This is a genomic window from uncultured Reyranella sp. (genome assembly GCF_945957355.1).
In the GTDB taxonomy this organism is placed as follows: domain Bacteria; phylum Pseudomonadota; class Alphaproteobacteria; order Reyranellales; family Reyranellaceae; genus Reyranella.
Genome location: NZ_CAMFKM010000002.1, coordinates 373,195 through 386,016 on the forward strand (window position 1 = coordinate 373,195; position 12,822 = coordinate 386,016).

12 protein-coding genes are annotated in these 12,822 nt (G+C 67.4%); 5 read left to right on the forward strand and 7 right to left on the reverse strand.

Translation table 11 applies throughout. The annotated features are described in order from the left end of the window. Positions 1-28: 28 nt before the first annotated feature. Complete coding sequence (locus Q0Q48_RS04865; RefSeq protein WP_295134827.1) at positions 29-490, reverse strand: Hsp20 family protein; 462 nt, start codon at positions 488-490, stop codon at positions 29-31. Between the two features lie 189 nt (positions 491-679). Here Q0Q48_RS04865 and Q0Q48_RS04870 point away from each other — a divergent pair, with 189 nt between their 5' ends. Next, positions 680-2,431: a heparinase II/III family protein gene (locus Q0Q48_RS04870; protein WP_295134829.1), complete on the forward strand. Its 1,752-nt coding sequence runs from the start codon at positions 680-682 to the stop codon at positions 2,429-2,431. A 3-nt stretch (positions 2,432-2,434) separates the two neighbouring features. Here the strand turns inward: Q0Q48_RS04870 and trpS are convergent, their stop codons facing one another. Further along, complete coding sequence (gene trpS / locus Q0Q48_RS04875) at positions 2,435-3,508, reverse strand: tryptophan--tRNA ligase (RefSeq protein WP_295134832.1); 1,074 nt, start codon at positions 3,506-3,508, stop codon at positions 2,435-2,437. A gap of 220 nt (positions 3,509-3,728) precedes the next feature. Between trpS and Q0Q48_RS04880 the strand changes: the two genes are divergently transcribed. Beyond that, positions 3,729-5,519 (forward strand): peptide ABC transporter substrate-binding protein, encoded by a 1,791-nt coding sequence (locus tag Q0Q48_RS04880; protein WP_295134835.1) that lies wholly within the window; start codon positions 3,729-3,731, stop codon positions 5,517-5,519. A gap of 3 nt (positions 5,520-5,522) precedes the next feature. Here Q0Q48_RS04880 and Q0Q48_RS04885 read toward each other — a convergent pair whose 3' ends face one another. Continuing rightward, on the reverse strand, positions 5,523-6,806 hold the full coding sequence (locus tag Q0Q48_RS04885; RefSeq protein WP_295134838.1) for an MFS transporter: 1,284 nt from the start codon (positions 6,804-6,806) through the stop codon (positions 5,523-5,525). A gap of 67 nt (positions 6,807-6,873) precedes the next feature. On the opposite strand from Q0Q48_RS04885, the gene Q0Q48_RS04890 reads away from it, so the two are divergent. Beyond that, entirely contained in the window at positions 6,874-7,815 is a 942-nt protein-coding gene (locus tag Q0Q48_RS04890; RefSeq protein WP_295134841.1) for a succinylglutamate desuccinylase/aspartoacylase family protein, read from the forward strand. Here Q0Q48_RS04890 and murJ read toward each other — a convergent pair. The 4 genes from murJ to Q0Q48_RS04910 all read right to left on the reverse strand — a co-directional run bounded on the left by murJ (position 7,784) and on the right by Q0Q48_RS04910 (position 11,432). Further along, complete coding sequence (gene murJ, locus Q0Q48_RS04895) at positions 7,784-9,370, reverse strand: murein biosynthesis integral membrane protein MurJ (RefSeq protein ID WP_295134844.1); 1,587 nt, start codon at positions 9,368-9,370, stop codon at positions 7,784-7,786. The genes Q0Q48_RS04890 and murJ overlap by 32 nt on opposite strands. A 162-nt stretch (positions 9,371-9,532) precedes the next feature. Further along, positions 9,533-10,786, reverse strand: coding sequence for a flavin-dependent oxidoreductase (locus tag Q0Q48_RS04900; protein WP_295134847.1), 1,254 nt, complete (start codon positions 10,784-10,786; stop codon positions 9,533-9,535). A 20-nt stretch (positions 10,787-10,806) separates the two neighbouring features. Next, the gene (locus Q0Q48_RS04905) at positions 10,807-11,169 is read right to left on the reverse strand and encodes a DUF971 domain-containing protein (RefSeq protein ID WP_295135214.1); all 363 of its coding nucleotides are present in this window, start codon (positions 11,167-11,169) and stop codon (positions 10,807-10,809) included. A gap of 44 nt (positions 11,170-11,213) precedes the next feature. Next, positions 11,214-11,432 carry a Trm112 family protein gene (locus Q0Q48_RS04910; protein ID WP_295134850.1) on the reverse strand — a complete coding sequence of 73 codons (219 nt, stop codon included), beginning with the start codon at positions 11,430-11,432 and terminating at the stop codon, positions 11,214-11,216. A 125-nt stretch (positions 11,433-11,557) separates the two neighbouring features. Here Q0Q48_RS04910 and Q0Q48_RS04915 point away from each other — a divergent pair, with 125 nt between their 5' ends. Then, entirely contained in the window at positions 11,558-11,833 is a 276-nt protein-coding gene (locus Q0Q48_RS04915) for a metal/formaldehyde-sensitive transcriptional repressor (RefSeq protein WP_295134853.1), read from the forward strand. Between the two features lie 10 nt (positions 11,834-11,843). Then, a complete protein-coding gene (dmeF, locus tag Q0Q48_RS04920) occupies positions 11,844-12,785 on the forward strand; it encodes a CDF family Co(II)/Ni(II) efflux transporter DmeF (protein WP_295134856.1) in 942 nt (313 codons plus the stop codon). Positions 12,786-12,822: the final 37 nt, after the last annotated feature.

Here is a 12,822-nt window from a genome sequence, read left to right on the forward strand (position 1 = left end):
CTCCTTGGCAGCGTCAACGCACCCCGCCTCAACGGCTGCGATGTGCGGTGATATCGATCATATGGTCCGCGTCGCCGGCGGCATTGCCGGAGTCGATGCGGATGGTTCGAATGCGGGGCTCCAGTACCGGTCGCATCAGGTCGATCGACAACAGGCCGTTGTCGAGACGGGCTCCCGTCACCTCGATTCCGTCGGCAAGCATGAAGGCCCGCTGGAACTGGCGCGCGGCGATGCCGCGATGGAGGTAGACCCGGCTGCCATCCTCGGCCTGCTTGCCGCGGACGGTGAGCTGGTTCTCGACGAGTTCGATGGCGAGCTCCGCACTCGTGAAGCCGGCGACCGCCAGGGTGATGCGCAGCCCGTTCTCGCCAATCCGCTCGATATTGTAGGGCGGGTAACCCTCGGCGTTCTTGGCCAACCGGTCGAGCGTCCGTTCGAACTGGTCGAAGCCCAGCAACAAGGGTGAACTAAACATGGAAACGCGACTCATTCTGAACCCCCCTCCGTGGAGCGAGTGGCGGGGAATCCCTGAGGGCCTTCCCTTGGAATGAATCTGGGATGCGGTCGTCGCCATTCAAGGGGCCGCCCACCCATCGCCAGAGGGCTCCGGCTGGGGTAAACTTGTCAAAATCCCTCCACCGCCCGGCTGCTCGAGACTCCCGGGCCAAAGAACGAAAAGATGACGTTGGTCGCTGACACAAGACGGCCCGGGGAACCTTTGGTTTCCGGCGCCCGGCCCATCCGTTCCGTTCCGACACGCCCCTCTGCCGCAGCAAAGGGAGAGCGTCGCGGCTTCGGCCGCTGGTTCCTCGGCTCGTCGCTCTATTCCCTGACCCTGGGCCAGGCCACGCCGCGCAGTTTCTTCGCGGTGGCGGCCGATTCCTGGCCGGGCGATCCGGTGCTGGGGCAGCGGCTGCTGTTGACCGGCGAACTGGCCGCCGCCGGCAGCGTTGGCGCGGTGCTGCCCGATTCGGACGATCCGCCGTGGCAGCGCGCCGGCGCGACGCCACTCTGGCTCGATGCGCTGAACGGGTTCGCCTGGCTGCGCGACCTGCGCGACAACGGCGATCCGCACGGCGCGCTGCTCGCCGCGAAGCTGGTCGACGACTGGACCAACCGCGAATGGCGCTGGTCGCCAGTGACCTGGAAGCGCGACGTGCTGGCGGCGCGCATGGTCGCCTGGATCCGGCACTATGAATGGATGGCCGCCGCGGCCGATTCCGGCTTTCCGGCCCGCTTCGTCTTTTCGCTCGGTCGCCAGCGGGTCCATCTGCGCCGCGTCGCACGCCGCGGCATGGTCGGCCACGAGGCCGTTTCCGTCTACAAGGCGCTGATCTTCGCTGATCTCGCGTTCATTCGCGATGGCAAGCACTTCGAGAAGAGCCTCGACCAGTCGCTGGCGCGGCTCTCGAAGTTCCTGAAGCGCTACGTGCTGCATGACGGCATCGTGTCGGAGAGGGCGCCGCACCTGCAGCTCACGGTGCTGCGCCACCTGATCGACGTGCGCGCGGCCCTTGCTTCGGCCGAGCGCCGGGCGCCGGCCGAGCTGGTGGCTGCGATCGATCGCATGGCGCCGATGCTGCGCTTCTTCCGCCATGGCGACGGCGGGCTGGCGCTGTTCAATGGCACATGGGAAGGCGACCGCCGCCTGATCGACCTCGTACTGGCGCGAACCGGTTCGGGAGAGGTCGCGCCGGCGATGGCGCTGGCCAGCGGCTTCCAGCGGCTGTCCGCCGGGACCTCCCTGGTGATCGCCGATGCCGGCAGCCCACCGGGCCGCGGCATGGACGGCATCGCCCATGCCGGCACGCTCAGCTTCGAGATGAGCGCCGCGCACGAGCGGCTGGTCGTGAACTGCGGCACCTATCCCGGCGCGCCGCGCGACTGGCAGCATTTCATGCGCTTCACGGCCGCGCATTCGACGGCGGTGGTCGACGACGTCAATTCGACCGAGATCACCAACCATGGCGCGCTGGAATATCGCGCCGGCAACGTGCTGATCGATCGCGCCGACGATGCCGGCGCCCAGTGGCTCGACATGTGCCACGACGGCTACCGCTCGCTCTACGGCATCATCCATCGCCGGCGGCTGTGGCTGTCGCCCGACGGCGGCGACCTGCGCGGCGAGGATTCGTTCCTCGGCTACGAGGGCCGTCCGGTCACCGTGCCGGACCGGCGCTACATCGTGCGTTTCCATCTGCATCCGACGGTCAAGGCGACCCTGGCGCAGAGCGGGCAGGCCGTGCTGATGCGGCTGCCGAGCGGCCGCGGCTGGCGCCTGCGCGCGACCGGCGCCGGCATCGGCCTGGCCGAAAGCATCTATCTCGGCGAGGAAGGCCGCGTGCGGCGCACCGAACAGATCGTCCTGGTCGGTCAGGTCCCGCCCGAGGGCACCACCGTGAAGTGGGCCCTCACGCGCATGGAAGGCTGACGGCTACGGCTTGAGGAAGCCGACCGCGCGGTAGACCTCGTCGAGGATCGGTGCCGCGACGGCGCGGGCGCGCTGGGCGCCGTTGCGCAGCACGCCGTCGACATGGCCGGGGTCCTTCATCAGCCGCTGCATCTCCGCGCCGATCGGGCCGAGCTTGGCGACCGCCAGTTCGGTCAGCGCCGTCTTGAACTCGGAGAACTGCTTGCCCGCGAACTGGGCGACGACGGCGTCCTTCTCCTGGTCGGCGAGGGCGGCGTAGATGCCCAGCAGATTGTCGGCATCCGGCCGCTTCCCGGCATCCTCCAGCGTGTCGGGCATCGGCAGCGGATCGGTCTTGGCGCGGCGGATCTTCTGGGCGATCGCGTCGGCATCGTCGGTGAGGTTGATGCGCGAATAGTCCGACGGGTCGGATTTGCTCATCTTCTTGGTGCCGTCGCGCAGGCTCATGACGCGCGTTGCCGCGCCGAAGATCAGGGGCTCGGTGATCGGGAAGAAGTCCGGCGCCTTGAAGTCGTTGTTGAACTTGATGGCGATGTCGCGCGTCAGCTCGAGATGCTGCTTCTGGTCCTCGCCCACCGGCACGTGCGTGGCCTTGTAGATCAGGATGTCGGCCGCCATCAGCGCCGGATAGGCGAAGAGGCCCAGCGAGACGTTCTCGCGGTCCTTGCCGGCCTTCTCCTTGAACTGCGTCATGCGGCTCATCCAGCCCATGCGGGCGACGCAGTTGAAGATCCAGGCGAGCTGCGCGTGCTCGGGCACCATCGACTGGTTGAAGACGATCTGCTTGGTGCCGTCGACGCCGGCCGCGAGAAAGGCCGAGGCGATCTCACGCGTCTGCGCGGCGAGCTGGGCCGGCTCCTGCCAGACCGTGATCGCATGCTGGTCGACGACGCAGTACAGGCACTCGTAGTCGTTCTGCAGGCGCGCAAAATTGCGGATCGCGCCGAGATAGTTGCCGAGATGGAGATTGCCGGTGGGCTGCACGCCAGAAAGGATCCGGCCCTTGAGGCCGCGCGCTTCGTAGGGGGCGAGATGCGGATTGGGCGCGCCCGTGGTGGCGGTTGTCGCGTCAGGCATGGATGTGGACTCCGCTGGAGGTCGATGGCGCGGGGTTTGGACCTCCGCGCACCCCGCCGGTGGAAGGCCAGGGGCGCGCGGGTATCGCGCAGCTGGCTCTTTTAATCAAGGCGGCGCGGTTGACGGCGGCGGCTCCGGCTGTTCCCATCGAATTGCACGCATCTTGCAGGATAGCAGGAGCGTCAGGGAAGCTGCTTCGACACTCTGGATGGAGGCGTCCATGAACGAGCGTGGCTTGCGGAGTCTCGTCGACAAGGTGAAAGCCGGCCGCCTGTCGCGCCGCGGCTTCATCCGGCGCCTGACGGCGGCGGGCCTGACCGCACCGATGGCGACCCAGCTGCTGGCGCTCTCCGGTCTGGCGATGGCCCAGTCCAAGCCGGTCTATAAGCCCACGAAGCGCGGCGGCGGCGGGCTGCTCAAGGTGATGTGGTGGCAGGGGCCGACGCTCCTCAATCCGCACTTTGCGGTCGGCACCAAGGACCAGGACGCTTCGCGGCTCTTCTACGAGCCACTGGCGGCCTGGGACCGTGACGGCAATCTGAGGCCGAAGCTCGCGGCGTCGATTCCGAACCGCGCCGACGGCACGCTGTCGGCCGATGGGCTCTGGGTGGTCTGGAAGCTGAAGAGGGGCGTGCGCTGGCACGACGGCAAGCCCTTCACCGCCGACGACGTGGTCTTCACCTGGCAGTATTCGAACGACCCGGCCACGGCCACCGTATCGAACGGCTCCTACCGCGACGTCACGGTCGAGAAGGTCGACGACCATGCCGTGCGCGTGAAGTTCAAGCAGCCGACGCCATTCTGGGCCGACACCTTCGTCGGCTGGGCGGGCTGCATCATCCCGAAGCATCTTTTCGCCGACTATATCGGTGCGAAATCACGCGAGGCGCCGACCAACCTGAAGCCGGTCGGAACCGGGCCCTACAAGTTCAAGGACTTCAAGCCGGGTGATCTCGTGACCGGCGAGATCAACACGGACTATCACGAGCCCAACCGGCCGCATTTCGACGCCATCGAGATGAAGGGCGGCGGCGATGCGGTGTCGGCGGCGCGCGCCGTGCTGCAGACCGGCGAATACCACTTCGCCTGGAACCTGCAGGTCGAGGACGAGATCCTCGTGCGCATGGAGAAGGGCGGCAAGGGACGGGTCATCGTCACCCTGGGCGGCGGCATCGAGCACATGCAGCTAAACACCACCGATCCGTGGACCGAGGTCGACGGCGAGCGGTCCAGCCTCAAAACGAAGCATCCGATCCTGTCGGACCGCGCCGTGCGCGAGGCGCTCTCGCTGGTGATCGACAAGAAGTCGATCCAGGACCACATCTACGGCCGCATCGGCATCGCGACGGCCAACTACATCAACAATCCCGAGCGCTTCCGCTCGAAGAAGACGTCCTACGAGTTCAACGTCGACAAGGCCAATGCCGTACTCGACAAGGCGGGCTGGGTGCGCGGCGCCGATGGCGTGCGGGCCAAGGATGGCCAGAGGCTGAAGTTCGTCTACCAGACTTCGATCAACCAGCCGCGCCAGAAGACCCAGCAGATCATCAAGCAGGCCGCTCAGCGCGCCGGCATAGACATGGAACTGAAGTCGGTGACGGCCTCGGTGTTCTTCTCCTCCGACGTCGCCAACCCCGACACCTACACCAAGTTCTATGCCGACCTTCAGGAATACAGCAACGGCATGAACGCGCCGGATCCCGAGGTCTTCCTGCGTCAGTTCTGCTCCTGGGAAGCCGCCACCAAGGACAACAAGTGGCAGGGCCGCAACATCACGCGCTGGCAGAACCAGGAATACGACGCCACGCACAAGGCGGCCCAGGTCGAGCTCGACCCGGTGAAGCGCGCCGCCCTGCTCATCCGGTGCAACGAGCTGGTGATCGAGAACTATGTGGTGATCCCGCTGGTCATGCGACCGGGTGCCGCCGCCGCCGCCTCGAACCTCGTGCTCGAGATCAGCGGCTGGGACAACAACACCTGGGATCTCGCGAACTGGTATCGCGAGGGCTGAGCATCACGCTTTCTCGCGATCCCTGTCGGGGTGGTGGAACAGCACGACCACCAACACCGAGGAGAGGGCGAGCGCCGTCATCAGCAGGAAGCCGTCGGCGAAGGAGCCGCGGAGATGCAGCACCCAGCCAGTGATGACCGGCGCCAGGAAGCCGGCGATGGCGAAGGCGAGATCCATGAGGCCGAGTGCCGTCGCGGCGCGTTGCGGCGCGATATCGACGTTCACCGCGAAGTAGGCGGCGTTGGCCCCCATCGAGGCCGCGACGGCCACGGTGATGCCGGCGATGGCGACGGTGAGGTTGTCGGTGAGGGCCACCGGCACGACGGCGAGGGCCGCGACCAGCTGACTGCCGGCGATCAGCCAGGAGCGCGAGATGCGCAGGCTGCCGGTGGTCTTCAGCAGGTGATCCGACCAGCGTCCCATCACCCCCAGCAGGATGGCGGCCGACAGCCACGGCAGGACCGAGAACAGCCCGATGGCGCCCAGGTTCAGCCCGTACTTGCGCTCCAGGTAGCTCGGGAGCCAGGTCATGAAGAAGAACAGGAAGTAGCCGAAGACGAAGAAGGCCCAGTAGTTGGCAAGCAGGGTGCGGTTGGTCAGGAGCGCCTTCAGCACGCCAGGATCGGGCCAGAACTTCAGCGCGGCGTGCGGCGGGGCGGTGATGCCGGGCTCGGCCTTGCGGATATGGGCGAGCTCGGCCGCGTTCACGAAGCGCGATTGGGACGGGTCGTCCCGGAAGCAGAAGTACCAGAGCGGAATCCAGGCGGCGGAGAGTGCGAACAGCGCGACGAAGGTGAGCCGCCAGTCGAGCCAGCCGAGCAGTTGCGTTACCAGTGGCCCGCCGATGGCCAGCGCCAGCGGGACCGCCAGCAGCGCATTCGCCAGCGCCGTCACCCGCTCGTGGGGTGACAGCCAATGGCTGACCGCGCCGGTGAGGGCGGGAAAGTTGGGTCCCTCTGCGACGCCCAGCAGCACACGCGCTGCATAGAGGATGGATACGCTGGTCGCGAGGGCGGTCGCCCCGATGGACAGGCTCCACAGCACGGCTGCAACCGTCAGCACCAGCCGGGCGCCGTAGCGGTCGACGGCGAAACCGCCGAGCAGGGTCGTGACGGCATAGCCCAGGCCGAACGCGCCCAGGATGGCGCCGGTCTCGGCCGGCGACAGGCCGAGATCCCGGTGGATCAGGGGAATGGCGTAGGAGAGCGCCGCCCGGTCGATGTAGTTCACCACGGTGATCGCGAACAGCAGGATGACGATGAACCAGCGATACCGGCTGCGCGCCATTGGCTTCTCCTTGTTCCTCGCAAACTAGCATGCGAAGGAACGGTGCAACCTGCCGATGGTCCGAAACATGTCCGATACGCCGCCGATCGAGTTCGCCTTTCCTGACCTGCGCCAGTGGGAGAAGGGGGCCGCCCCCTATATCCACGTGCTGGAGAGCGGTGAGCCCGGACCGACGGTCATGGTGGCGTCGCTGACCCACGGCAACGAGGTCTCCGGGGCCATCGTGGTCGATGCGCTGCTCGGACTGAAGGTGAAGCCGCGCAGGGGCACGCTGATCCTGTCATTCAACAACATCGAGGCCTATCACTCGTTCGATCGGCGCACGCCCTTCAAGTCGCGCCTGGTCGACGAGGATTTCAACCGCGTCTGGGGCCGCCTCGACCAGCCCGCGACCACCGTCGAGACGCGGCGCGCCCAGGTGCTGAAGCCCTTCGTCGAGCGCGCCGACCTGCTGCTCGATCTCCATTCGATGCATGACGATTGCGTGCCGCTGATGCTGTCCGGCCCGCTCGACAAGGGCGTGGCCTTCGCAAAGAAGATCGGCACCCCGGTCGACATCGTGCGCGATGCAGGCCACGCCGCCGGCATGCGCATGCGCGACTATGGCGGGTTCGGCGATCCCGACAGCCCCAAGAATGCCCTGCTGATCGAGACAGGCCAGCACTGGCGCGCCTCTTCGGTCGTCGTCGCCAAGGACGTGACGGCGCGCTTCCTTGTCGAAACCGGAGCGCTCGAGGAGTCTGATCTGCCGGCCGGGTGGCGCCAACCGACGCCGGCCAGCCAGCGAGTCGTCGAGGTGACCCATGCGATCGCCACGAAGCGCGGCAACTTCACGCCGGCGCAGCGCTTCGAGGGCCAGGACGTGATCGCGAAGGCGGGCACCGTGCTGGGCCACGACGACGACGAGCCTGTGACGACGCCCTACGACGATTGCGTGCTGGTCATGCCCTCGTCGAGCCGGCCGTTGCGGCCCGGCGTCACGGTTGTTCGCCTGGGTCGGCTGACCTGAGGCCAGGCTGGCGGCGCATCACGTAGCGCAGCTCGGAGATTCTCACGACACCGAGTGCGGCGCCCAGCACCGCATAGGCCACGATTCCGATCAGGCAGATGCCGGCCAGCGCCACGCCGCCCTCGACGTCGGCGCGCGACAGGGGCCGGGCGAGCCAGTGCAGACCGAACCAGAGGGCCGCCCCCATGCCGGCGCTGGCGCCAGCGATACGGATGCCGCGCGAGATCAATCGGCCGTCCGGGATCCATTGCTCGCGCCGGCGCAAGACGGCGGCCAGCAGCGCCGCGTTCAGCCAGCCCGACAGCGAGGAGGCTAGCGCGATGCCGACCAGCTCCAGCGACGTGGCGAACAGGAAATAGACATTCAACAGGACGTTGGCGGTGATCGCCGCTACGGCGATGTAGAGCGGCGTACGGGTATCCTCGCGGGCGAAGAAGCCGGGGGCCAGCGCCTTGACCAGCACGAAGGCCGGGAGGCCCACGGCCAGGGCGGCGAGCGCGCTCGCGGTGCGCAGCGTGTCCTCGGGCAGGAATCGGCCGCGCTCGAACAGGACGCGGATGATCGGATCGGCCAGCAACCACAGCGCCACGGCGGCCGGCAGGCTGAACAGCAGGCCAAACTCGAGGGCGCGATTCTGGTTGGTCATGGCCGACTGCGTGTTGCCGGCGCGCAGCTCGCGGGCGAGCAATGGCAGCAGTGCGGTGCCGATGGCGATGCCAACGACCCCGAGCGGCAGCTGGGCGATGCGGTCGGCGTAGTAGAGCGCCGAGATCGTGCCCACCGGGAGCAGCGAGGCCCAGACGACGTCGAGTACGACGCTGATCTGCTGCACCCCGCCGCCGATCGCGACCGGTGTCGCGAGCTTGACCAGCCGCGCCACCCGCGGCGTCCAGCGCGGCCGCACCAGCGCCATGGCGACGTCCTCGCGGCCGCAGGCGACCATCAGCCAGACCCATTGCAGGACGCCCGCGATCGCCACGCCGATCGAGGCGGCATAGCCCGCATTGGGAAGGATCGGCGTCAGCCCCAGTACGGCGGCGATCAGGGTGAGATTGAGGAGAACGGGCGTCGCGGCGACATGGGCGAAGCGGTCGATGCCGTTCAGCACGCCGCCGTACAACGAAGTAAGCGAGATGAACAGCAGGTACGGGAAAGCGATGCGGCCGAACTCGACGGCCATGGCAAAGGTCGGCGCATCGTCGCGCATGCCGGGTGCCAGCAGGACCATCACCCAGGGCATCGCGAGGATCAGCAGCGCGGTGAACGGAACCAGCACCAGCAGCAGCGCGGCCTGGGCCTGGCGCGCGAAGGCCATTGCCTCCTCGCGGCCGCCACCCGTGAGTTCGCGGGCGAACAGTGGGACGAAAGCGGCCGAGAAGGCGCCCTCGGCGAACAGGCGGCGGAAGAAGTTGGGAAGCTTGAAGGCCACGAAGAACGCGTCCGCCACAGCGCCGGAACCCAGCACCGCCGACAGCACGATGTCGCGCACGAAACCCACGATGCGGCTCAGCAGCGTGAATCCACCGACCGTCGCGATCGCGCGGGCGAGACTCACGTGCGCGGTCTCCGCGAAAGGTCGCAAATTGACTGCGTCATAGCCATAAATTCGTCATCGCTCTCGGGCATATTACTCCTCGGTAGCGGCCGGCGATGTGATGGTCGGTTTAAACCGCTGCCACGGCCGGTCCCGAGAGGGGCCGGTTTTCTTTTGGGCCGGTCACTTCGCGGCGGCGGCGAGCTTCAGCAGCGTCTCGCGGTCCTGCGTGACGAGCTTCTTGTAGTCGCCGACGATCTTTTCGAGCTCGTCCGACGGCAGCACGGTTTCGAGATCGGTGAATCCCTGCGGCGCGCGCTGTTCGACGATGTCGAGCATGACGTCGATCCCCTTGCGCCGGTTGCTCTCGACGATCCGCGCGGTGGGCGGCAGGCGGCGCTCCTCGTAGCGCTTGAGCGCGGCCTCGGGATCGTCGCCGACCGCCAGCTCCTGCGTGATCGCCTCGCCGTCGAGGATCGCCTGCGAGGCGCCGTTGGAGCCGATCGGATACATGGGATGGGCCGCATCGCCCAGCAGGGTGATGCGGCCATGGCTCCAGCGCGGCAGCGGATCGCGATCGACCATGGGGAATTCCAGGATCGTATGGGCGTTGCGGATGACGTCCGGCACGTCGAGCCAGCCGAAGTTCCAATCGGCGAAGCGCGGCAGGAAGTCCTCCAGCCGGCCCGGCTTGTTCCAGTCCTCGCGCGAGGGCAGGGCGCCATCGCCCATGTGGAGGTCGCAGATCCAGTTGATCAGCGCCTCGCCGCGGTCGGCATGGGCACGGCTGATCGGATAGCAGACGAATTTCTGATTGTGATGGCCGGCCTGCACCATCGTGTTGCCGCCCAGGAAGGGCTTGCCCACGGTCACGCCGCGCCACATCAGGATGCCCTGCCACTTGGGCGGGCCCTCGTCCGGGTAGTAGTGCGCACGCACCGCGGAGTGTATGCCATCGGCGCCGATCAGGATGTCTGCCTCGACGTTCTCGACGGGCATGCCGTCGCGATCGACGAACTGTGCGGAGACCTTGCCGTGATGCTGTGCGAAGCGCGCGATGCGCCGCCCCATCCGAATACGGTCCGCGCCCAGCATTTCCCGGGCCGCATGAACCAGGATCATCTGCAACTCGCCGCGATGGATCGAGAATTGCGGCCAGGGAAGGCCGGCATGGCGCCCGCGCGGGTCGGCCCAGATCGTCTGGCCGTGGCGGTTGGCATAGCGCAGCTCGCGCGTCTCGATGGCGGTGGCGGCGAGGGCGGGCTCGAGCCCCAGGCTGCACAGGATGCGCACCGCGCCGGCCTGGATGTTGATGCCGACCCCGAGCGGCCGCATCTCCGACACCGCCTCGTACACTTGGACGTCGTGTCCTGCGCGATGCAGGCACATGGCTGCGGTCAATCCGCCGATTCCGGCGCCGGCAATGATGATCTTCATGGGTGGCTCGTCAGGTTTCGTCAGGTATCCCGGCTCAGGCCGCGCTGGGCGAGGGCGGCTTCGTAGGCAGCCCAGCGCTCGGCTCGCGTTTCGCTGAGCTCGCGGAGGTAAGCCCAGCTGTAGATGCCGCTGTCGTGCCGATCGTCGAACACGATGCGGATCGCGTAATGGCCGACCGGTTCGACCGCTGCGATCTTCACGTGCCGGCGGCCGCCGACGATCTTCTTCTGGTTCGGACCGTGACCTTGTACCTCGGCCGACGGACTCTCGACGCGCAGGTACTCGGCGGAAAGCGCGCAGGCATGACCGTCGGAGAAGTCGATCTCGAGCCGTCCCTCCTCCTTGAAGACCCGCAACTCGACGGGCCACGGCGCCGCGTCCAATTCGTAGCTGCCGCCGTCGGGCACCGCCTTGGGGAAGTCCGCGGTCATGGCACGTCGCGCAGCGGGCGCGCTTCGCTGACCAGCATGATGGGGATGCCGTCGCGGATCGGATAGGCGAGGCCGGCCTTGCGGCTGATCAGTTCGCCGGCCGCGGCATCGTACTCCAGCGGACCGTGCGTCGCCGGGCAGACGAGGATCTCGAGCAGCTTCGGATCCACGCCGGCACGGCGGGGAGCTGCGGGTTCGTCCGACGGAGGGCTCATCGTGCGGTGTTTCCCTGATTCTTGTGCCGCCCTTATAGCACGGCGTCCACCGGCACCCCTAGCCCGCGCCGACGATGCCACATGCGGGTTTCCAAGGCAGGGGGTTTAGTATAGGGGGGTATACTATGGCACATCTCCAGAAGAACAAGGCGCAGCTGGTCGCGCGTATCCGCCGGATCGCCGGTCAGATGGCGGCGATCGAGAAGGCGGTCGAGCAGGACGCGGATTGTTCCGCGGTCCTTCAGCAGGTCGCCGGTGCGCGGGGCGCGCTCAACGGCCTGATGGGCGAGTTGATCGAGGATCATGTGCGCGAGCATGTCGCGCGGCCGGGGCTCGACGCGGCCGCGCGCGCGGCGGGTGCCGAGGAGCTCATCGCCGTGGTTCGCCGTTACGCCAAGTGAGGAGGACGGCATGACCACGCGCGATATCGAGTCGCCTGTGCACGATCACGTGTTCCTGGGTGAGCGGCACGATGAAAATGCACGGCGCACTCTGTGGGTCGTGATGCTGACGGCGTCGATGATGGTGGGCGAGATCGCCGCCGGTATCGTCTTCAATTCGATGGCCTTGCTGGCCGACGGCTTCCACATGGCGACCCATGCCGGCGCCCTTGCCGTGGCGGCCGCCGCCTATGCGTTCGCGCGGCGGCATGCCGCCGATCGCCGGTTCACCTTCGGCACGGGCAAGGTCGGCGATCTCTCGGGCTTCGCGTCGGCGCTGATCCTGGCGATGGTCGCGCTGGGGATTGCTGCCGAGTCCATCGGGCGCCTCTTCGATCCCTCACCCGTGGCCTTCGGCGAGGCGACTCTCGTCGCGATCGTGGGCCTGGTCGTCAACATTGCCAGCGTCTTCCTGCTGTCGGGTGGGCACGGCCATGAACACCATCACGACCATCATCATGACCACGGGCAAGAGCATGGGCACGAGCATGGGCAAGGGCACGGCCATCACGACAACAATCTCCGCTCGGCCTTCGCCCACGTCGTGGCCGATGCGCTGACCTCCGTCCTGGCGATCGTCGCCCTGGTGGCCGGCCGCTATCTCGGATGGGTCTGGCTCGATCCCGTGATGGGCATCGTCGGCGGGGTCGTGATCGCGGTCTGGGCCTGGAACCTGCTGCGCGACACTTCCGCGGTGCTGCTCGACACGAGCGATCCGCATCTCGAGGCCGAGGTGCGGGAACAGGTCGAGGGGCCGGGCGATGCGCGCATCACGGATCTGCACATCTGGCAGATCGGCCCCGGCGCCCACGCCGCGATCGTCAGTGTCGCCGGCACCGCCGGCCGGGAGGCCATTCGCGAACGCCTCGTGCCGGTGCATGAACTTGCGCATGTGACGATCGAAACCCGATGAGTCATGGTCGGGTCTGAGAACCCGAAATGGATCGAGG